The organism is Catenulispora sp. EB89 (assembly GCF_041261445.1).
GTDB lineage: Bacteria > Actinomycetota > Actinomycetes > Streptomycetales > Catenulisporaceae > Catenulispora.
The window spans coordinates 15,358-36,087 of sequence record NZ_JBGCCU010000016.1 but is presented as its reverse complement, the minus strand read 5'-3'; the positions used below and the strand labels follow the sequence as shown (position 1 = coordinate 36,087).

Sequence of the window (20,730 nt, the reverse complement as noted above, 5' to 3'; positions counted from 1 at the left end):
TTCACGGTCTACCCTTAAGGGGACACACGGCGGCGGAAGGCTTACGGGGCACGGGTCGGACCGCTACAGACCAGCACTGGGAGCACGGATGAGCTCGCTACCGGCGGAGCACTCGGTGGATCCGCTTGTGGGATCCGAGGACAGCGGCCCCACCGTCCTGCGCATGGTGCTGGGCTCCCAGCTTCGCCGGCTGCGCATCGCCGCCGGCGTCACCCGCGGCGCCGCCGGCTACGAGATCCGTTGCTCGCACACCAAAATCAGCCGCATGGAGTTGGGACAGGTCAGCTTCAAACGGCGGGACGTGGCCGACCTGCTGACCCTGTACGGCGTCAGCGACGACACCGAGCGCGAGGCCATCCTCAGCCTGACGGCGCAGGCCAACGCGCGCGGCTGGTGGCACAACTTCGCCGATCTGATGCCCGGCTGGTTCGAGGTCTACGTCGGGCTGGAGGAGGCCGCCTCGGTCATCCGCTCCTATGAGGCCCAGTTCATTCCGGGCCTGCTGCAGAGCGAGGACTACGCGCGCGCGGTCATCCGGGACGGCTATCCGCTTGCCACCCCCGACGAGATCGAGCGCCGCGTCCGGCTGCGGATGAACCGGGCCCGGCTGGTCTACAGCCCCGAGCCGCCGCGGATCTGGGCGATCATCGACGAGGCCGCCGTGCGGCGCCAACCGGGCGGCGCGGCCGTCATGCGCGCGCAGCTGGAGCACATGTTGGAGCTGTGCCGGCTGCCGCACGTCACGGTGCAGGTCGCGCCGTTCGCGCGCGGCGGTCCGGCGGCGGCCGGTCCGTTCACCATCCTGCGCTTCGCCGAGCCGGCCCTGCCGGACATCGTGTATCTGGAACAGCTCACCGGTGCGGCGTATCTGGACAAGCGCGAGGACCTGGACGCGTACACGACCGTGGTCGACCAGCTGGCGGTGCAGGCGCTGACGCCCTCGGAGACCATCGGATTCCTCACCCGGATCTTCGACGCGTACTAGTCCGTCACTTTCGCAGGTCTCGTATTCCGCTCGCCGTGGGTCTCAAGGCAGGATGGTGGCCTCCACAAACGGCGAAACACGGCGAACACAGGTGGGCTCCATGACCGACGAAGCGCAGCACCGGCCGGTGTCCCAGATCGACAGCAGCGTTCCGCACTCGGCGCGGATCTTCAACTACTGGCTGGGCGGCAAGGACAACTACCCCGCGGACCGTGCGGCGGGCGACCGGTTCCGCGAGGTCTTCCCCGAGATCGTGGACCTGGCCCGCAGCGGCCGGCAGTTCCTGGTGCGGACCGTGCGCTACCTGGCGACCGAGACCCCCGTGCGCCAGTACCTGGACGTCGGGACCGGCCTGCCCACGGCGAACAACACGCACGAGATCGCGCAGGGGATCGTGCCCGAGTCGCGGATCGTGTACGTCGACAACGACCCCCTGGTCCTGGCGCACGCGCAGGCGCTGCTGGTCGGGACGCCGGAAGGGGCCACGGACTACATCGAGGCCGACCTCGACGACCCCGAGGCGATCCTGGCGCAGGCGGCCAAGACGCTGGACCTGAACGAGCCGGTCGCGATCGTGCTGATGGGGATCCTGGCGCACATCGAGAAACACGACCGCGCGTTGGCGATCGTGCGGCAGCTGATGGACGCGGTCCCGTCGGGGAGCTACCTGGTGGTGCGGGACGGGACGGACACCAACGCCGCGTACAGCGAGGCGATCAGCCGCTACAACCAGAGCGGCGCGGTTCCGTACAACCTGCGGAGTCCCGAGGAGATCGCCGGGTACCTCGAGGGCCTGGAGCTCGTGGAGCCGGGTCTGGTGTCGTGCCCGCTGCGGCGGCCGGACACGATGGACATCGGGACGCCGGTGGAGCTGGCGGTGCTGGGTGCCATCGGTCGGAAGCCCTGAAGCCCTGAAGCCGTGAAGCCGTGAAGCCGTGAAGCCACGAAGCCCTGAAGCTTGAGCGGCGCCGGACCGGTCGGCGCCGCTCCGCCCTCACGGCTTCCTCGCGTCTCCCTCACTTCTCCTTGGCGTAGTCGGTGAACCCCTGCCAGTCGATCATCACGCAGGGCTCACCGCCGACGACCCAGGCGTCGTGCCCGGGCGCGATCTCGAGGAACTCGCCGGGCCCGATGTCGGCCTGCTCGCCGTCGTCCATAACCACGTGCATGTGGCCGGACAGGCAGTAGCCGATGTGCGCGGCCTGGCAGCTCTCGGTGTGCACCATCGGCTTGATGTGCTTGGACCACTGCCACCCCGGTTCGAAGACGGCGCGGCCGAAACCGCCCTCGTCCATGGCGACGAGGTCGAGATGCCCCATCCCCTGCTCGAAGGAGCGGGTCTCCTCCGGCGCGTCGAGTGACTTGTGCAAGAGGCCTGTCATAGATCCTCCAAGACTCGGGCCCGGCCCCGCTGAGGAGCCGGACGCCTCGGCCCGTACCGGCCGGTCGGCCGGCACCGGCCCCTAGTGGCTGACCGGCACCTTCTCCTCGACCAGGAACGACTTCAGCTGCTCCCGGAACTCCGGCGTATCGGTCTCGCCGTGAACGGCGACCGCGTGCATGGCTGCGGCGTCCATGACTTCCTGCTCCTCGCCGGAAATCGTCAACGTGCAGCCGACCTCGCTGGGGAACTGTCGGCAGTCGGCAACCTTGCGGGACATGCGAATGCCCCCTTTCCACGAGCCGTCGCCTCCCCGACAGCACGCCGGAGCGGCCTCCCTTCCATTGAAGCCGCTGTCGGAGCCACCCGGCGATCGGGCTACTGCATTTAGGTGACGTTCGCCGGGCGGCCGCGCTTCCGCGTCGCGCGCGGCCGGGGCATTGCAGTTACCCTGCGCATCGTCGGAGCGCCGGTGATCCCGGCTCGGCTGCCAGGGCGCCTGTGCTAAGGCGTCAACGTCAACTTGTCCTTGCTGGCCGCGAGTACCGCAGTCCTCGTATACGGCCACGGCAACGTGCGGAACGTCCGCCACAGCGGCAGCTGGTCCAGGTAGTGCGGGTCGTCGACGTGCCCGGAGGCGCCGGTGAGGTTGACCCACGTCGACGCGTCCAGGTTCGACAGGTCCACCAGCATCCGCATCGACGGGAGCTCGTCGACCGAGAAGTCCTTGGCGATGTCGAAGCCGGTGGCGTCCACGACCGACGAGCCGCCGGACACCGGGACCGGATCGCCGTTCACCAGCCACTTCACGAACCACGGGCCGCCGGTGCCCAGGGTCTGGTTGGTCGGCGTCAGCTTGTGCAGGGCGCCCCACTGCCACTGCTTCACATCAGAACCCTGCTGTGAGGTCAGCTCTGCCGAAGCCTGGTCCATCGCCTTCGCCAGCATCGCGTCCCGGTCGCCGTTCCACCAGAAGTCGGACGCGTCCGGCAGCAGCGTGGTGGCCACGGCGAACCAGCGGTCGCCGCCGTCCACGTCGACCGAGGACGGCAGCTTCGCCTCGAAGGCGTCCTTGCAGATGAACTTCCAGACCTCGTAGAAGTACGCCGCGGCGGCCGACGTGTCAGGGGTCGTGTAATCCCAGCCGTCGAACAACGCGCGCGCCGCCTGCGTCTGCTTCTTCGACGACGCCGGCAGCCGGGTCAGGTACGGCACCAGCGCGGACGCGAACTCGTTGCGGGTGTCGGACTGGATCGCCCGCATCCCGTCGGCGTCGATCTTCTTGCCGTCGGCGGTGGCCGCTTGCAGGCGCTGGGTGATTTCGTTCGCGCGGTATCCGTAGTCGAAGTCCTTCGACATCAAGTACGGGTACTGCGACCCGATGATCGGGTTGTTGGCCGTGACCACGAACTTGTCGGTCGGGTTCAGGACGTGGGGCAGCTGGTCGAAGGGGATGTAGCCGGTCCACTCGTACTCGTCGGTCCAGCCCGGCACCGGCCAGGTGCCGTCGCCGTTCTTGCGGATCGGGATCTGGCCGGGAGTCTGGTAGCCGATGTTGCCGGAGGTGTCGGCGTAGATCATGTTCTGCGAGGGCACCGCGAAGTTGGCGGCGGCGGCTCGGAAGGAGTTCCAGTCGGTCGCGCGGTCCAGGGCGAACAAGGCGTCTGCGGTGTGCCCCGGCGTGAGTGCGGTCCAGCGCAGCGCCACGGCGTATCCGTTGCCCGCGCTGGCGATGTCCTTGTCGGCGTCGGAGACCAGCGGGCCCTGATTCGTCGAGCGGATGGTCAGCGGGACCGACTTGCCGCCGGCGACCTTGATGGTCTCCTGGCGCACGGTCAGCGGGACCTGGTGGCCGTCGTATTCGTAGGTGCTGCCGGAGATCTTCTCCAGGACCAGGTCGCTGACATCCTCGGTGCCGTTGGTGAAGCCCCAGGCCACGGTCGGGGTGTGGCCGATCACCACGCCGGGCGTGCCGGGCATGGTGAAGCCCGTGACGTCGTACGGGCACGCCGCGTCCACGGTCGTGCAGTGCAGGCCCATCTGGTACCAGATCGACGGCAGCTGCGGGGCCAGGTGCGGATCGTTGGCCAGCAGCGGCTTTCCGGTCGTGGTCAGGTCGCCGGAGACCACCCACGAGTTGGAGCCGACGCCTTCGACGGTCGGCTGTAGAAAGCCGGGCAGGGCGGAGACGGTGTGCGAGAGGTTCGCCAGCGCACTGGCCGCGGAGGCCGGGAGCGCGGTGCCGGACAGCGGGTTGTCGGCGGCCGGGGTGGCGTTCTGGTCGAAGGCGCCGTTCACGACAGCACCCTGATGCATGATCGTCGGGTGGTCGGCCGGGTAGGGCGGGAACAGCTGGTCCACCTGGGCCTTGGTCACCGTCTGGGAGGACAGGGCGCGGTCGATCTCGGACTGCATGTTGTCGCGCAGGTCCCAGGCCAGGGCCTTGAGCCAGGACAGCGAGTCGACCGGGGTCCAGGTGTAGGGGGTGTAGTCGGTCTGCAGGCCGAGGACCGCGTACTCCACAGACGCTTTGGAACCCTTGTGATCCTTCAAATACGCGTTCACGCCATCGCAGTAGGCGTTCAGGTACGCCTTCGTCTCGGGGCTCAGGCCGTCGTACTCCTGCTGGGCGACGTCGCGCCAGCCCATCGTGCGGATGAACTTGTCGGTGTCGATCTGGCCGGAGCCGAACATCTCGGACAGGCGGCCGGCGGTGACGTGACGGTAGACGTCCATCTGCCAGAAGCGGTCCTGGGCCTGGACGTAGCCCTGCGCGAAGAAGAGGTCGTGGGAGGTGGAGGCGTAGAGCTGGGGGACGCCTTGGGCGTCGCGGTCGACCTCGACGGTCGCCTGGAGGCCGGGGACGTGGAGGGTGCCGGTGGTCTGCGGGTAGGAAGCGTGCAGCGAGGTGTTCACCCACCAGGTGCCGGCGCCGAGGAGGACCACGAGCAGGGTGGCGAGGACGGCGGCGGTGATCTTCGTTTTGCGGAGGCGGCGACGGGGGCGGGGTCCGGTTTCGGGTCCGAGCTCGGGTCCGGGTCCGGGTTCGGGCCGGGGGTCGGATTCCGTTGTGGCGTCAGGGGCTGCGTCCGTGGCCGAGGCCGGTTCCGGGAGGTCGTCGTCGCTCTGCACTGCGGCAGATTACGGGTCCCCGTCAACGGTTGGGAATAGCCTGGTGGGATGCTGAAGTGGGCTTGGTCTTTTATTGACCGTCCGGAACGAACGTTCGAGGAAAGTGCGCGTTTTTGGACGGCGGTCACGGGCACGACGCTGTCCGCGCGCCGGGGTGGGCGCGAGGAGTTCGCGACGCTGGTGCCGGCGGAGGGAGACGGCGATGCGTCGGTGAAGCTGCAGGGTTTGCTGAGCGGGAACGGCGCGCACATCGACCTGGAATTCGAGGACTTCGAGGCGGCCTTGGCGCGGGCCGCCGCGCTCGGCGGTTCCGTGGTGGAGCGGGACGGCGAGTGGGCTCATGTGACGTCGCCGAGTGGATACGGGCTCTGCGTCACCGCGTGGCACGGGGCGACGCGGGTGGCGCGGCCGTTCGTGGCTTCGGACGGGACGCGTAGCCGGTTGGATCAGGTGTGCATCGATATCGCGCCGTCTGTGCATGATGCGGAGGTCGCGTTCTGGAGCGATCTCACTGGGCTGCCCGTGGAGGTCAGTCGGAGGTGGGAGGAGTTCAGCTGGCTGGAGCCGATGGCGGGGTTTCCGGTGGGGGTGTTGTTCCAGCGGATTGGCGAGGAGCGGCCGACGGCGGCGCATTTGGACGTCAGCAGTTCGGACGCCGACGCCAGTCGGGTGTGGCACGAGTCGTTGGGCGCGGAGTTCGTCGGCGAGCAGGCGAACTGGCTGGTGATGCGGGATCCCGGAGGGGGGTTCTACTGCTTGATCCGGCGCGAGCCTGAGAGCTGAGGTTTCTGCGACGGCTATGGCTCGGTGTCCGTGTCAGGGCACGTCGTCGCGGGGCCGGTTCGGAGCCACGCGGACCCGGTCGCGTCCCGACTCCTTGGCCGCGTAAAGGGCCATGTCGGCGGCGACCAGCAGGTCGTTGAGGGCGTCGGCGGAGTCCGGGAGGGTGGCCACGCCGACGCTGACCGTCACCGGGTGCTTCCAGTCGCGGGAGGCGGCCCAGATCTCGGCGCGCAGCGCGTCGGCGCGGGCCCGGGCCTGCGGGGCGGGGCAGTCCGGGAGCAGGACGCCGAACTCCTCGCCGCCGACCCGGCTGACGGTGTCGCTGGCCCGGACCAGGCGGGGCAGGAGGTCGCCGAGGGCGGCGAGGGTGTCGTCGCCGGCGGCGTGGCCCCAGGTGTCGTTGATCGTCTTGAAGTGGTCGACGTCGACCGCCAGCAGCGAGAGCGGCGCGCGGGTCCGGCGCTGGCGCGTGACCTCGCGCTCCAGCGCCTCGTCGAAGGCCCGGCGGTTGCTCAGCCCGGTGAGCGGATCGGTGCTGGCCTGCTCGGCGAGCGCCTGCTTGAGGCGGTCGGCCTGGTCCCGGACCCGGCGGATGACGACCAGCGTCAGCACCATCGAGGTGGTGATCTCGACCCACGTGGCGAACCGGTCGGGCCCGGAACCCGCGGCGAGGATGACGGTGAGGCACACCGCGACGATGGCGAGCGTCCAGTAAGCGGTACGGCGCGGCAGCAGGTACGCGGCGAAGAGCAGAGGCCAGTTGAGCAGCAGCATGCCGTCGGCGGCGTTGCTGTGGTTGAGCGCCAGCGTGAGCGTGATGAGCAGCGCGGACACCGCGGGCGTGGCGCGCAGGACGAGGTCGGGCGCGGGACTGGGCAGCAGCACGTAGACCAGGCCCCAGACGGCCGCGACGGCACACGCGCCGAGGAACTCGAACCAGCTGGCGGAGAACACACCACCCTGCGGCGGCCCGAGCACGAGCGTGAGGAACGTGCCCAGGCCCGCGCCGACGAGCAGGAGCTGGCCGGCGAAGCGGGTGGCGAAGCGCCGGTGCTCCAGCTCGCTGCGCTCCCAGATGGCGGTGACGGACGGATGGTGCGGATGCGGCTGCGCGCGGCGGAAGCGGCGGTACCGATGCCGCGGGTGGGGCGCGGGGGAGGCCGGGTCTTTGGGGAAGCGGTCGGCGGGGCGGCTGGCGGCGTGGTCGGGCTCGGGCTGGGGCTTGGGCTTGGGGGATTGCGGCTCGGTGGTGGTGGGCTCAGGGCTTGGCATCGTGCGCGGCGGCTGAGCGGTCGGTTGGTCGGAGGCGGCTTGCTCCGGCGAGGTCGGCTGCTCCGGCGCCACCCACCGCCGATCCCGATCCCGCACCGGCGTCCCGTCGTCAGCCGCGCCCGGCCGCTCGGCGCTCATGATTCCGTCTCAGGCAGCGTGCCGTGGATGTGCGGCTCGTCGGCGTCGTCCTCGTCGTCCGGCTCGGGCCCGTCGTCGTCCAAGCCCTCGTCCTGCTCCAGCGCCGCGAGTCCGTACGGCAGCTTCACCCGCCCCGCGCGCATCAGCGCCGTGGCCTCGCGGACCGGCATCGGCCGCGCGTAGAGGTAGCCCTGCCCCAGGTCGGCGCCCATGCGGGCCAGTGCCCGGCGCTGCTGGGAGGTCTCCACGCCCTCGGCGACCACCATCAGGGTCAGCGACTTCGCGATGCCGATGATGCCCTTCACCAGGGCGGTCTGCCGGGGCTCGTCGGGGACGCCGTCGACGAAGGCCTTGTCGATCTTCAGGGCGCTGACCGGCAGGTCCCGGAGGTACGACAGGGACGAGTAGCCGGTCCCGAAGTCGTCCAGGGACACGCCCACGCCGCGCTTCGTCAGGGTTCTGAGGTTCGCCAGCGCCGTGCCCGCGCGGTCGATCAGCGCGCTCTCCGTCGCCTCCACCATCAGGAACGCCGGGTCCAGGCCGGCGTCGGTCAGGGCCTTGCCGACCTCGTCGGGGAAGCCCGGGTCGCGGAGCTGGTGCGCGGAGACGTTCACCGAGATCTTCACCGGGGCCAGGCCCTGGGCCAGGCGGGTGGCGTTCCAGCGGGCCGTCTGGTCGGTGGCCGTGCGCAGGATCCAGCGCCCCAGGGGCAGGATCTGGCCGGTGGCCTCGGCCAGCGGGATGAACTCGTCCGGGGGGATGATCGTGCCGTCCGGCTGCGGCCAGCGGACCAGCGCCTCGAAGCCGCCGATGTCGCCGTCGTCGAGCCAGACGATGGGCTGGTAGTAGAGCTCGAAGGCGCCCTCGGCCATCGCTCGGTCCAGGCCGGAGCGGCGGGCGGCGCTGCGGGCCAGCTCGGCGCGCAGCCGGGGGTCGTACATGCGCCAGGTGTTGGGGCCGCCGCCGCGCGCCGCGTGCAGGGTCATCTCGGCGTCGGCCAGCAGCGAGGCCCCGGTGGCGCCGACCGTGCAGGTGGCGACCGCGCCGGAGGTGGTGACGGCGATCGGCCCGACGTAGAACGGCTTGTCCTCGCCGGGCATCCCGACCGGCAGCGTCGGCGACTCCTCGGCGCGCCGGACGGCCAGCACCGCGAACTCGTCGCCGCCGGTGCGGGCCAGGACGTCGCCGGGGCCCAGCCGGGAGCGGATCCGCTCGGCCACGTCGCGCAGCACCTCGTCCCCGGCCTCGCGGCCGTGGAAGTCGTTGATCTCCCGGAACCGGTCCAGGTCCAGCAGCATCACGGTCACCGACACGCTCGGCGACGCCAGCTGGACCGCGTCCTCCAGGCCGCGCATGAACGCCAGCCGGTTCGGCAGGTCCGTGAGCGGATCGCGGTACGCGTGCCGTTGCAGCGTGCGCTCCAGGCCGCGCGCGGTGGTCACGTCGTGCAGCGACAGCACGAAACCGCCGACCGTCGGCTCGGCGCGCAGGTCGGCGATCGTGGCCTCGACCTCGTGCGGGTCGCCGCCGCCCCCGTTCCGGCCGCCGCTCCCGCCGCTCCCGCCGTGGTTGCCCCCGACGCCGCCCTCGCCGCCGCCGCTGCCGCCGCCGTCACGGGCGCCGTGACCACCGTCGTCGTCGTCACCGCCGGGCGATATCTCCCAGTCCCGCTGCACCGGCGGCTGCGGCGCCGGATCCGACGCCCGCACCGCGACCTCGGCGGCGTAGACCTTGCCGACCACCTCGGTCAGCGGCCGGTCCCGCACCGGCCGGTCGCCGAACAGCTCGGTGGAGGACGGCGAGGCGTACCGGACCCGCAGCTCCGTGTCGACGATCAGGATCGTGTCCGACGTGTTCTGCACCAGCGCCCGGAAGTACGCCTCGCTGTCCCGCCGGGTGATCTCCTGGCTCAGCGTGATCCGCTCCAGCGCCGCCGACGCCTGCCGCGCCAGGATCTCCAGCGCCCCGCCGAGCACCGCCAGATCCTCCTCGGCCGCCGCCACGACCAGCACCCCGACCTCGCCGTCCAGCGGCACCACCCCGGCGTGCTCCTCCGGCCCCAGCCGGACCGCCATCGGCGGTGGCAGGTCGGTGGTGTGCACGACGTTCGCCGGGTGGAAGTGCTCGCGCCGCTTGGTCCCGGCCCGGCCGGCGGCCTCGGTGCGGTAGGGCAGGTCCACCTCGGAGATGAACACCGCCGCCGAAGCGCACACCTGTGCCAGCGTCTTGCGCCACACCGCGGACTCCAGGTGCGGCAGCGGAGCCGGGACGGTGGCGCGCACGTCCCCGGCCCCGCCGTCCACGCTCCCGGCCGCGGCGACCCGCACTCCCTCGTTCCCGTCCACGGCCACCAGCACCGCGTGCGCCGCCCCGCGCCCGGCGAACAGCCCCGCGGCGCCGTCGGCCAGCGCGGCGGCCACCTGCCCGCTCCCGGCGGCCACGCCCAGGCCCTCGCTGGCGGCCAGCAGGATCGACTCGCGGGCCAGCGCCTGCCGGTGCGAGCGCACCATCACCGCGACCCGGGCCAGGATCATCAGGTACACCCCGAGCCCGATCATCGGCCCGGCCCAGCCGGTCGCCAGGGTGCCCCGGGCCAGCTCGACGGCGTTGATGAGCGGCGTCACCAGCGCTGCCAGCACCAGCGGGGAGATCCGCGGCGGCCGGGACCACGCGGTCGGCAGCGCGTCGCGGGCCGTCTCCCGCACCGGTCTGGTCAGGTCGTGGGCGGAGGGCACCAGCGCCGCGGCCACCCAGCAGGCCGCGAACATCAGCCAGGAGAACTCCAGCACCATGTTCCCGGCGTGCGAGCCGAACCAGTTCGAGGAGTTCAGCCGCAGCACCGACTCCACGACGTCGGCCCCGGTCTGGAACAGCGCCCCGGCGCCGAGCAGCCACAGCGCGACGTTGCGCGATCCCGGCGAGATGATCAGCCGCAGCAGCATGCCGAGCAGCAGCAGGTCCCCGAGCGGGTCCAGAATGGCGATCAGCCGGTAGTCCCAGGGTTCGGTGCCCTGCTGGTAGTACGGCACGATCAGGTAGACCCACGCCGCGTAGGTCGCCGCGAACACCACGATCAGCGCGTCCAGCGTGCCGGCCGAGTCCCGGCCGACCAGCCGGTGCTTCATCACCAGCCGCAGCCCTACCAGCGCCAGCGGGTAGCCGAACAGCCCGAGCCAGTCTGCGAAGTCCGGCAGGCTGTGCCGGGCGTAGGCGAAGTCGGAGTGGTTGGAGGCCATCAGCAGGCCGCCGGAGGCCGCCAGCAGGTACCAGGCGTGCGCGTACGGGGGGCGGTGCGCCCGGATCCCCACGGCCATGGTCGCGGTCGTCCAGGCGGCCAGGACGAACCACGCCGCGCTGCGCATGGTCTCCGAGGCGAAGAACACCGCCAGGATCACCACGAGCATGCCGGTGAGGACGCCGAGCAGGCGCCGTTCCCGCCCCGGCCAGCCCGACAGCAGCGACGGTGATCGCATTCCTCAAAAGTGTCACAGGCGCAGCCGCGGCGCCTGTTGAGGGCGGGGCGAGGGTGTCAGGTGGGTGTTACGTGGTGGTTACTCTCCGCGCAGGTGGGAGGTAGTCGGTGGGAACAAGGTGCTCACCCACGTGGCTCGTAGACCACCCCGACCGGCTTCGGCCGCGGGTTCGGCCCGAAGTGCACGACGTACCACTCCCCGCGCCAGGAGATCAGCGAGAACAGCCCGAAGGACTTGGTCTTGCCGCCCTCGGTGTACGTCAGACGGGAGCCGTACACGCGGTAGTACGACAGTTTGTTCGTCTCCTCGCCCGGCAGGATCCACTCCGCGGCCTTGGCCGGCACGCTCACCCCGACCAGCTTCGCGTCCTTCGCCCCGGCGCCGAGCAGCCGGTGCGCGGCGTGGATGTCGAGGTCGTAGAACCCGATGAGCCGGTTCTGATAGTCCGCCCCGGCGTTGCTGAGGGCCTTCACCTGCAGATAGGCGCTCTTCGGGAAGAAGAACGGCATGGCCTCCTGCGGGTTGTCGTCCACGATGCCCTGCCACAGCGCCGCGATGCCAGCCTGGAACTGCGGGTCGGTGGAGGTCGGCATGGTCTTCGTCTGCGGGAGCGTCCCGGGGTCCACGCTGGGGGTGCTGGAGGGGGTCTGCGACGGTGTCGAAGGCGGCGACGCGGAGCCGGAGTCCGGCGCGGACGGCGTCGTCGGAACGCTGCTCGCCTCAGTACCGGACGCCGCCGCCGACGCCGCGCTCGGGCTCGACGAGGAGCTGCCGCAGCCGGCCATGGTGAGCAGCAGCGCCGCCGACGCTCCTGCGCACAGCGCTGTACGCGTTCTCATAAGGTTCAACCGTTCTCGTCCTCAAGCCATCGCAGGTCGTGATCCGCGCCGGGCACCAGGAACTCCAGCAGCCTGGCTCCCTCGGATTCGAGATCCGCGCGTTGCGCCTTGGTGATCGGCACCAGGGGGATGAGGTTCAGAGTTCCCTTAGTGCGTTTCTTGTCTGTTTCGACCTTCCAGGCGCCACGGATCCATCCGTCCACGGTGAAGGTGGAGATCGGTGTGTTACCGGAGAAGACCTTCTCCTTGGGCACCCGCGGGTCGTTGATGCGACCGCGTTCCTTGTGCCCGATGAAGACGTTGTCGTAGTCCGGCAGGAACCGCGCCGGGGCCGGCACGTCCTCTCCAGGACGCGGCGCATCAGGAAGGTCGAACAGTTCGGTTCCGGATTCGCTCTGGAAGAGCACCAGGCGCGCGCGGAGCTTTTCGAACACCTCACGCAGACCGGTGAGTCCGCTCCAGCTCTGCGCGTCCATCACGGAAGCCGGTCCGAACGCCTGGAGATAGCGCAGGACCAACTCCTCGGCGTCCATGGCGGGAACCGCTTTAGCGTTTCCGAACCAGTGCTCCGCAGTGGTGTGCTTCGCCAGTCCGCCCTGCTGCCACAACCCGCGCGGCGTCACCTGGACCAGCGCGAGGTTGTTGCGCGCCGCGACGCCGAGCGCCTGGACGTCGTGGTCGGGATAGGCCTCGGCGAGGAGCTTGCCGAGGTCGTTGAACGTCTGCGGTTCTTCCTCGGCGAACTTCCGTGCGCGCTCTGCGAGTTCCGACAGGTCGATGCCCTGCAGACGCTTCCCGAAGGCGCCCTTAAGATTCCGGTCCTGCACCGGCTGGAGAAGCTGGCGCAGCGGCATGCAGTCCCGCGCGGTCACCGTGTGGATCGTCGAGCGCTGAAGGCTTATGCGGACGAACTCGCGGTTCTCGAAACGCCGTGAGAAGTCCTGCGCGTCGAACGCTGTGAGCCGCGACCACAGAGCCACATAGTGGTTCGGCGGGATCTGCGTCTGCAGACCGACCAGATGCTCGACGGCTTCGGCCGCGTCCATGTCCGAGCGCCGCAGCAGCAACTGCCGGTCGAGCGTGGCCCGGTTGAGTTCGCGCTCGGTGAGCGTGCGCACGCTCACTGGCCGTCCTGCGGCTTCGTCACCGGCTTCACCGGCTCCAGCGCGAAGATGTTGATGTGACGGCCCGCACGCTCGGCGTAGTTCTCATAGCCGGGCCAGTTCTTCGTCACGAGGGTGTTCCAGACCAGCTCGCGCTCCTCACCCTCGATGACGCGCGCGTGCACCGGTCCGGACTTGCCGCGCACCGCGACCGTCGCCGCCGGGTTCGCCAGCAGGTTCAGCGCCCACGCCGGGTGCTGCTGCTGGCCCCAGTTCGAGCCGACCACCACCAGCGCGCCTTCGTGGCGGCTGTACAGCAGCGGCACCGTGCGCTGCTGCCCGGACTTGCGGCCGGTGGTGGTCAGCAGCAGCGTCGGGATCCCGGTGCCGGCGAGCATGAACACCCGGCCGCCGGTGGCCCGGCCCAGGAAGCGGTCGACGCGCGGGGCCACCTCCTTGAAGGCGGACGCGAACCACTTCTGACGGCCCAGGCGCGTGATGAGGGCGTTCCAGGGGTTGGTCATGGCCTCATCATGGCATCCGGCGCGCGCCTTCCGGGGCCCGCGTGTCGGACCCGGCACGGCGGCCGCGGCACGCCAAGATGTCAGCATGACGGACAGCCTGCAGATCACCCGCGCGTCCCTGGCCGACTGGCCCATCATCCAGGGCTGGTGCGCCGACGAGGGATGGAACCCCGGAAACCACGACGGCCCCTGCTTCCTCGCGCAGGACCCGGAGGGCTTCTTCGTCGGGCGGATCGGCGGCGAACCGGTGTCCGCGGTGTCCGTGGTGAACTACGGCGACGCCTTCTCCTTCCTCGGGCTGTATCTGGTCAAGCCGGAGTTCCGCGGCCGCGGCCACGGTCTGGCGACCTGGAAGGCGGCCCTGCCGCGGGCCGGCGCGCGCACCGTCGGGCTCGACGGCGTGGTCGCGCAGCAGGACAACTACCGCAAGTCCGGGTTCCTGGACGCGCACCGCACCGTGCGCCACGTCGGCGACCTGACCTCCGACGGCTCCGGCCCGGCCGCCGCGGTCCCGCTGGCCCAGGCCGGGTTCGCCGAGGTCGCCGACTACGACGCGCTGTGCTTCCCGGCCCCCCGCGCGGTGTTCCTGCGCGAGTGGTTCGCCGCCCCCGGGCACGTCGGCAGGGCCCTGATCGTCGACGGCCGGCTGGTCGGCTACGGCGTGCTGCGCGCCGCCCACGACGGCCACCGCGTCGGCCCGCTGTTCGCCGACTCCCGCGTCTACGCCGAGGTGATCCTGGACGCGCTGGTCGCCGGCGCGGCCGGCGACGCCGGGTTCACCGGCCGCGGCCGGCCCGGCGCGGCCGGCGGCGGCCGGATCGTGATCGACGTGCCGGAGACCAACCGCGAGGCGCTGGCGATGGTCGCCGCGCTGGGCCTGGAGCCGACGTTCGAGGTGGCCCGGATGTACACCGGGCCGGTGCGCGACGTCGACCACGGCAAGGTGTTCGGGATGACGACGCTGGAGCTCGGCTGAGGCCCGGCAAGGGTTTCTAGAGCTGGTCGTAGGTCTTGAAGGAGTAGAAGGCGGTCCCGCTGAGCCGGTTCGCGCCCGAGGGCGAGGGGAGTGCGAACCGGCGGTTCAGCTCTTCGGCGTCCCGGCCGCAGCCGCTCACCTCCGGCACGGCCAGGGTCTGGTCCAGCACCTGGAAGGTGATGATCGGCGGGTTCTGCGACAGCCACTGCGTGGTGCCCGGGACGCGCGCGGCAGCGACCTGGACCGGTGCGGCAGCGGTGCCGATCGAGCAGTGCTCGCCGAGGCGCGGGCCGGTGAGCTGGAAGGTCAGGCTCATCGCGCCGGACTGGCTGTAGAAGTCCGGGGCGGCGGTCAGGTGCGGCCGCATCCAGAGCTTGGGGCCGTGGCCGTCGCCGGACTGGCGGCCCGGGACCGGCAGGCGGGCGGCACGGAAGCCGCCGATGACCTGACCGGGGGTGCCGTCGGGCAGCGGGCCCTCGGCGTGGGTGACGGCGGTGAAGTCGAACGGCAGGGTGGCGCCGCCGATGGTCGCGGTGCCCTGGGCGACCAGGACTTCGCAGCGCCACTTGGTCGGGTCGACGCCGGTGGGGAGCTGCGGGCAGTCGCGGAAGTCGAAGGTCGGGACCACGGGGGTGGTGGTCGTGCCGGTCGCACCGGTCGACGTGGTCGGGCTGCTCGGGCTGCTCGGGGTGCTCGGGGTGGCGGCGGCGCTCGCGTCGACGGGGATGGCGATGGTGGCGGCGACCGCGGTCGCGGCGAGGAGGGCTGACGTCTTTCGCATGGCTCTACCCTCGCCGAGCGCCGGTGCCCCAGGTCAGTGAGCTGCCACCCGAGTCGGGGTAGGGCTGGCCCCCGTATCCGCGCGGCGCTGTTACCTTGATCGGCATGACAGACGTGCTGCGGCAGGTGCCGCTCATCGACGGCCCGGCCGAGCTCCGCGGTGCGCTGGAGGTCGTCACGACCGAGACTGGGCTGCTGCCGCGCCGGTTGCCGCAGTGGACCGTTGCGCAGTCGGACGCCTCGATGGAGCGGCAGGCCACGGCCGGATCCGGGGTGCGGTTGGCGTTCCGCAGCGCCGCGACCGTGATCGAGCTCGACGTGCTGACCACGGTGCCGATGATGGCCGAGAACGAGCCGCATCCCGACGACGCCGGGGCCTTCGCGATCACGTACGACGGCTACGACCTCGAGGACGGCCACGACGGCAGCGAAAGCTTCTTCGGCGGCACGCAGCCGGCCCCGGTGGGCAACGTCCTGCTGATGGACCAGACCATGACCCAGGCTGGCTTCGTTCCGGGACAGCCGTCGACGGTGCGGTTCGAGGGGCTGCCGCCTGGGGTCAAGGACCTCCAGATCTGGCTGCCGCACTGGGTGAAGACCGAACTCGTGGCACTGCGCGCGGACGCCGACGTCGCGCCGCCGACCCCGACCGGCCGCCGCGTGTGGTTGCACCACGGCAGCTCGATCAGCCAGTGCAACGAGGCCGAATCGCCGCTCGGGGTGTGGCCGGTGATCGCGGCCCGGTCCGCCGGCGTGGACCCGGTGAATGTCGGGCTGTCAGGGAACTGCTACCTGGACCCGTACGTCGCGCGCTCGATCCGCGATGCCGAGGCCGACGTGATCAGCCTGAAGCTGGGGATCAACTTCACGGCCAAGGCCGGCTACGTGCTGCGCACGCTCGGGCCGACCGTGCACGGCTTCCTCGACACCGTGCGTGAAGGACACCCCGACACACCACTGCTGGTGGTGTCGCCGATCGCGTGCCCGGCGCTGGAGGAGCGGCCGGGGCCGACGGTGTGGCGCGACGACGTGCTGTACGCGACCGGCGACCCGGCCAGGGTGGCCGAGGGGGCGCTGACGTTGCAGGTGGTGCGGCGGGAGCTGCGGCGGATCGTCACGGAGCGCGCGAAGCAGGACCCGAACATCCACTACCTCGACGGCTTGAAGCTGGTGGGGTTGGACGAGGCCGACGAGTATCTGGGGGAGGGGCTGCATCCGACGCCGGCCGGGTATCGGATGATCGGGGAACGGTTCGCTCGGTTGGTGTTCGGGGACGGCGGGGTGTTCGCCGAGTCGGCGAGGCCGGTCAGCTGACGGCCCGGTCAGCTGACGGCTGGTGCTGAAGCGGCACGCGCACGGCGCCGCTGCCGAGCGAGCCCAAGCCGGGCCGCCCGACGCGGGCCATCCGCCGCCGGTGCTGCTCCGCTTCCGGGTAGCGTCCGCTTTTCTGGTGCCAGTTGAGGATCGCGGTCATCCAGTCGCGCAGCTCCTGGACGTGCCGATCCAGCTCCGCGCGGGTCGTGGACGACAGCCGCATCGCGTCGGCCAGTGCCGGCAGCTCGACGCCGGCGGCGTGCCGGAACGTGTCCAGCCGCGCGGCGATCAGGGCACTGACGACCTGCAGGGCGCGGTCGCGGTCGCAGTCGAAGAAGTCCTGCACGACCAGCACGCAGTTGTGGACGTCGCCCTCGAACTGGATCTCCTTCTGGTAGGAGTGCAGATCGTTCACCAGACAGGCCCAGTCCGCCGCGGCATGCTCCAGTGCGCTCACCGGACGGCTGCGCAGCACCTCGGGCGGGATCGAGTCGTGGGCCAGGCGGGACAGTGCCATCGTCAGGTCGGAGCCGAAGGTGGCGCGGCGCATCTCGACGTAGTCGATGGGATCCGGGATCCGGTGCACCGCCTGGTTCTCCAGTTCCCACAGCCAGCTGTCGATCATCGTCTGCGTGCCCCGGCGCAGCGCCTCGCGGGCCGTCGCCGACCCGCCGTCGGTGGAGCGCCGCCACAGGTCGGCCAGCCCGCGTTCGAGGGCTGATACCGGGGTCGGCGGAGTGTCGCTCATCAGGGAGCTGAGACGCGCGTTGCAGAGGCGGGCGCCGGCCCGGTCGCTGGTCGGCCCGAAGACGGCCGGGTAGTAGTCGTCCGCGTACGTGCCCCAGGCCAGCCAGTCGGTCGCGAGGTCGAGCTCTTCGGACGAGGCGTCCGGGTAGATGCCCGCGGAGCAGAGTGCGAAGTCGGCGTCGACGAGGTGCTTCTCGTCCCAGATGCCGTCGTAGAAGCCGAGGTGCCGGCACCAGTCCGCGACATGGCGGCGCGCGGCCGGCAGGTGCGGGCTCAGGCGCAGTTCGGAGGGGGCTTCGATGGTGGGGATCGGGGTGGGTCCGACCTGTTCGTAGAGCGGGTGACTCAGACGCTTGAGACGCGCGGGCATGGTCCTCGCGATCGAGGCGGCGATGCGGGCCGCCGACGTTCCCAGACCCAGTGGCCCGGGAAGCGTCGATGCGGCCGCGCCGGGCTCGTAGGCGTCGTTCATATAGCGCGAGGAGCGCATGTGCCACTCGTGGCCGCCGGACTGCCAGTCCTGCAGACCTTTGACATACAGCCCGACCTGCAACGCCTCGACCGGCCCGACGCCGTACTCGGCGAACAGCGGCACCAGCTCGGTCAGCGCGGTCTGCTCGAACTGGTGCAGACGGCTGGTGAGCAGCTCGTTGGTATGGTTGGCGGCGGTCTGCGGATCGCAGTCCAGGAAGCGCTCCAGGACCAGGACGCAGTTGGAGTTCTCGCCCTCCTGCTCGACCTCGCGCTGGTAGGAGAACAGGTCGTTGCGCAGGTGGACGGCGTCGGCGAAGGTCTCCTTCAGCACCCGCAGCGGACGGCTGGCCGCCACCCGGTCGGGGACCTCGACGCCGTTGGCGTGCTCCACGAGGTGCGCCGACCACGGGGCCCCGCCGACCTTGCGGCGCATCTCGATGTAGTCCACCGGATCGGACACCCGGTCCTCGGTGATGTTCGCCAGCTCCCACATCGACTCCTCGAGCAGATGCCGGTTGCTCTCGGCGAAGCGGCGGCGCCAGGCCTCGGTCTTGGTCGGCACCGTGCGCAGCCACAGGTCGGCGAGTCCCGCCTCGACGGCGTTGGTCGGCTCCGGCATCGCCGTCGGGTCCCCGATCGGCATGAAGGCGGGCAGCCGGTCGAGGTAGGCCTGCGCGCCGGGGATGTCGCGGGGCCTCTTGTAGATCTCCAGGAAGTGGTCGTCGAAGAAGAAGACCCAGACGTACCAGTCGGTGACCAGCGCCAGTTCCTCGGCGTCGCAGTCGGGGTGCGTGTACGCGCACAGCAGCGCGTAGTCGTGGCGGTCGAAGTCGTCCTCGTCCCAGATTCCGGATCCCTCGATCATCGTCAGGTCGCGGGCCCACGCCTTGGAGTGGACGCGCGCGTACTCCAGATGCGGGTTCAGGCGCGCCGGGTACGGCATGTAGAAATCGGGCAGCTGGAACGGCTTCGGCATGCCTTCGAAACTAAGTGCCCTGCGATCGGTGCAGAAGAGCTGGGGCGTCCAAACCAGGGGATCGAGTGAATTCCGCGCGCCGCGGAACTGTTCTGGATCGATATAGTGCTGGGCGAACACGGGGAGGTGCTCATCGATGAGTGATCTGCAAATCAGCTCGGCGGTCCTGAACGAGCTGCGCGCGACGCTGACGAAAATCAGCGGTGACCTGGACGGGGCGTGCCGCCGGCTGCGAAGTGCCGACGCCACCGGGGTCGGTGCGGATCCTTTGGTCAACCGCATGCACGACTTCGCCGACGAGTGGCACTACGGCATCGGGCAGATCGGCCAGCACGCCGACGACTGCGTGAAGATGCTGGACAACATCGGCAAGACCGCCGACGACCTGGACGGCAAGCTCAAGAGCCAGCTCACGCAGCCGGCGAAGGCGTAGGGGGAGCAGCCATGGCCGCACGCAACTTCCCGGCGCTGGGCTTCGACCCGACGCCCGGAGACGTATCGCAGACTCGTGACCTGGGGCGCTCCCTGGGCGACATGAGCACCGAGCTCGGCACCATCTTGTCCAACATCACCGGCGCCGACCGCGGCTCCTGGCAGGGCCAGGCCGCCAACGCGTTCATGGACCACCTGAACGACGACCTCAAGCCGGCCGTCCAGAAGTGCCACGACTCCTTCCAGCAGGCCAGCAGCCTGCTCTACAACTGGGCCGGGCAGCTCGACGGTTTCCAGGCCGAGGCCGCCGGGCTGGAGCAGCAGGCCGAGCACCAGCAGGGCGCCGTCACCTCGGCGAAGGCCACGGTCAGCGGCCAGCCCGGACAGCCCGGCCAGCCGGCGGCGGCCCCGGCCGGCAGCCCGCAGGCCGCGCAGCAGGCCGCCGACGCCACCAAGAACCAGCAGGCGGTCACCGACGCCCAGAGCGGTCTGAGCGACATCATCCGGCGCGCGCACGAGCTGCACGACCGGTTCGTCAGTGCCGCGCAGACGATCGCCGACCAGCTGCACCACGCCGGCCAGATGGCGCCGGGCAAGCCGGGGCTGTTCGACTCCATCGTGGACGGCATCGGCAACGCCTTCTCCGGGGCCTGGCACTGGGTCGAGGCGCACGCCGACGCGATCAAGTTCATCGGCGACCTGCTCAGCGACCTGTCCGGGATCCTGGGCATCCTGGCGATCATCACCGCGCCGTTCGAGCCGCTGGGCGCGATCTTCGCGGTCGCCGCGGTGGCCACCAGCGCGGCCGCCTGCCTGACGCACCTGCTGGCCAAGGCCGCCGGGGCGAACGTGAGCTGGATGAGCATCGGCATGGACGCCCTGGGCGCGCTGCCCGGCATCGGGGCGTTCGCCAAGGGCGCGAAGGTGGCCGACGGGGCGCTCGCGGTGGCCCGGGCCGGCGAGCTCGGCGAGGGCTTCCGGGGCGTCAGCACGATCGGCCGCAACATCGTCGGCCTGGGCAAGGAGGCCGCTTCGGGGGCGGACATCCTGATCGGCAAGCGCATCGGGCTCTGGGGCCTCAAGGCCGGCGGCTTCATCTCGCACGACGGAAGCTTCCTGGGCCGTGCGCAGATGATCGTCGAACAGGCCTACAAGCCGGGCCAGCTGCTGGGCACCAAGGGCCTGAACATGCTGGGCGACGGGGCCAAGATCTTCGGCCGGGAGCTGCCCAGGTTCAGCATCGACGCGATGAGCGGGCTGGGCCGGACCATCGACGCCGGGATCAAGGTCGCGCCGAAGTTGTACTTCCTGCCGCACGGCGTCCACAACGACATGGAGATGAACGCCGGTTTCCCGTTCCACGCGTTGTTCGGGTAAAGACATGGAGGTATCCGGCGCACA

The 20,730-nt window shown here is 70.7% G+C and carries 17 protein-coding genes; 7 read left to right on the top strand and 10 right to left on the bottom strand.

Annotated features, from left to right (window positions below):
* The first annotated feature begins 88 nt into the window (after nucleotides 1-88).
* Complete coding sequence (locus ABH920_RS29860; protein ID WP_370352513.1) at nucleotides 89-985, top strand: helix-turn-helix domain-containing protein; 897 nt, start codon at nucleotides 89-91, stop codon at nucleotides 983-985.
* Between the two features lie 100 nt (nucleotides 986-1,085).
* Nucleotides 1,086-1,892 carry an SAM-dependent methyltransferase gene (locus tag ABH920_RS29855; RefSeq protein ID WP_370352512.1) on the top strand — a complete coding sequence of 269 codons (807 nt, stop codon included), beginning with the start codon at nucleotides 1,086-1,088 and terminating at the stop codon, nucleotides 1,890-1,892.
* A 109-nt stretch (nucleotides 1,893-2,001) separates the two neighbouring features.
* Here ABH920_RS29855 and ABH920_RS29850 read toward each other — a convergent pair whose 3' ends face one another.
* From ABH920_RS29850 to ABH920_RS29840, 3 genes are all read right to left on the bottom strand, one after another.
* Nucleotides 2,002-2,367, bottom strand: a complete 366-nt coding sequence (locus tag ABH920_RS29850) for a cupin domain-containing protein (RefSeq protein WP_370352511.1) — start codon at nucleotides 2,365-2,367, stop codon at nucleotides 2,002-2,004.
* 81 nt (nucleotides 2,368-2,448) lie between these two features.
* Complete coding sequence (locus tag ABH920_RS29845; protein WP_194913005.1) at nucleotides 2,449-2,646, bottom strand: DUF1059 domain-containing protein; 198 nt, start codon at nucleotides 2,644-2,646, stop codon at nucleotides 2,449-2,451.
* A 224-nt stretch (nucleotides 2,647-2,870) separates the two neighbouring features.
* A complete protein-coding gene (locus ABH920_RS29840) occupies nucleotides 2,871-5,498 on the bottom strand; it encodes a penicillin acylase family protein (RefSeq protein ID WP_370352510.1) in 2,628 nt (875 codons plus the stop codon).
* Nucleotides 5,499-5,546: 48 nt separating this feature from the next.
* Between ABH920_RS29840 and ABH920_RS29835 the strand changes: the two genes are divergently transcribed.
* Nucleotides 5,547-6,281, top strand: coding sequence for a VOC family protein (locus ABH920_RS29835; protein WP_370352509.1), 735 nt, complete (start codon nucleotides 5,547-5,549; stop codon nucleotides 6,279-6,281).
* 33 nt (nucleotides 6,282-6,314) lie between these two features.
* Here the strand turns inward: ABH920_RS29835 and ABH920_RS29830 are convergent, their stop codons facing one another.
* The 5 genes from ABH920_RS29830 to ABH920_RS29810 form a co-directional block, all read right to left on the bottom strand.
* Nucleotides 6,315-7,691: a diguanylate cyclase gene (locus ABH920_RS29830; RefSeq protein WP_370352508.1), complete on the bottom strand. Its 1,377-nt coding sequence runs from the start codon at nucleotides 7,689-7,691 to the stop codon at nucleotides 6,315-6,317.
* Nucleotides 7,688-11,164 (bottom strand): putative bifunctional diguanylate cyclase/phosphodiesterase, encoded by a 3,477-nt coding sequence (locus tag ABH920_RS29825; RefSeq protein ID WP_370352507.1) that lies wholly within the window; start codon nucleotides 11,162-11,164, stop codon nucleotides 7,688-7,690. Before ABH920_RS29825 ends, ABH920_RS29830 begins: the two co-directional genes overlap by 4 nt.
* 122 nt (nucleotides 11,165-11,286) lie before the next feature.
* Nucleotides 11,287-12,003: a hypothetical protein gene (locus ABH920_RS29820; RefSeq protein WP_370352506.1), complete on the bottom strand. Its 717-nt coding sequence runs from the start codon at nucleotides 12,001-12,003 to the stop codon at nucleotides 11,287-11,289.
* 5 nt (nucleotides 12,004-12,008) lie between these two features.
* Entirely contained in the window at nucleotides 12,009-13,127 is a 1,119-nt protein-coding gene (locus ABH920_RS29815) for a winged helix DNA-binding domain-containing protein (protein WP_370352505.1), read from the bottom strand.
* A complete protein-coding gene (locus tag ABH920_RS29810; protein ID WP_370352504.1) occupies nucleotides 13,124-13,630 on the bottom strand; it encodes a nitroreductase family deazaflavin-dependent oxidoreductase in 507 nt (168 codons plus the stop codon). Before ABH920_RS29810 ends, ABH920_RS29815 begins: the two co-directional genes overlap by 4 nt.
* A gap of 85 nt (nucleotides 13,631-13,715) precedes the next feature.
* Between ABH920_RS29810 and ABH920_RS29805 the strand changes: the two genes are divergently transcribed.
* Nucleotides 13,716-14,606, top strand: coding sequence for a GNAT family N-acetyltransferase (locus ABH920_RS29805; protein ID WP_370352503.1), 891 nt, complete (start codon nucleotides 13,716-13,718; stop codon nucleotides 14,604-14,606).
* 16 nt (nucleotides 14,607-14,622) lie between these two features.
* Here ABH920_RS29805 and ABH920_RS29800 read toward each other — a convergent pair whose 3' ends face one another.
* Nucleotides 14,623-15,387, bottom strand: a complete 765-nt coding sequence (locus ABH920_RS29800) for a hypothetical protein (protein WP_370352502.1) — start codon at nucleotides 15,385-15,387, stop codon at nucleotides 14,623-14,625.
* Between the two features lie 104 nt (nucleotides 15,388-15,491).
* Here ABH920_RS29800 and ABH920_RS29795 point away from each other — a divergent pair, with 104 nt between their 5' ends.
* Nucleotides 15,492-16,700 (top strand): GDSL-type esterase/lipase family protein, encoded by a 1,209-nt coding sequence (locus ABH920_RS29795; protein ID WP_370352501.1) that lies wholly within the window; start codon nucleotides 15,492-15,494, stop codon nucleotides 16,698-16,700.
* Here ABH920_RS29795 and ABH920_RS29790 read toward each other — a convergent pair.
* Entirely contained in the window at nucleotides 16,693-18,897 is a 2,205-nt protein-coding gene (locus ABH920_RS29790; protein WP_370352500.1) for a germacradienol/geosmin synthase, read from the bottom strand. The two genes, ABH920_RS29795 and ABH920_RS29790, sit on opposite strands and share 8 nt — an antisense overlap.
* Nucleotides 18,898-19,033: 136 nt before the next feature.
* On the opposite strand from ABH920_RS29790, the gene ABH920_RS29785 reads away from it, so the two are divergent.
* A complete protein-coding gene (locus ABH920_RS29785) occupies nucleotides 19,034-19,330 on the top strand; it encodes a hypothetical protein (RefSeq protein ID WP_370352499.1) in 297 nt (98 codons plus the stop codon).
* 11 nt (nucleotides 19,331-19,341) lie between these two features.
* Nucleotides 19,342-20,706, top strand: coding sequence for a hypothetical protein (locus tag ABH920_RS29780; RefSeq protein ID WP_370352498.1), 1,365 nt, complete (start codon nucleotides 19,342-19,344; stop codon nucleotides 20,704-20,706).
* Nucleotides 20,707-20,730: the final 24 nt, after the last annotated feature.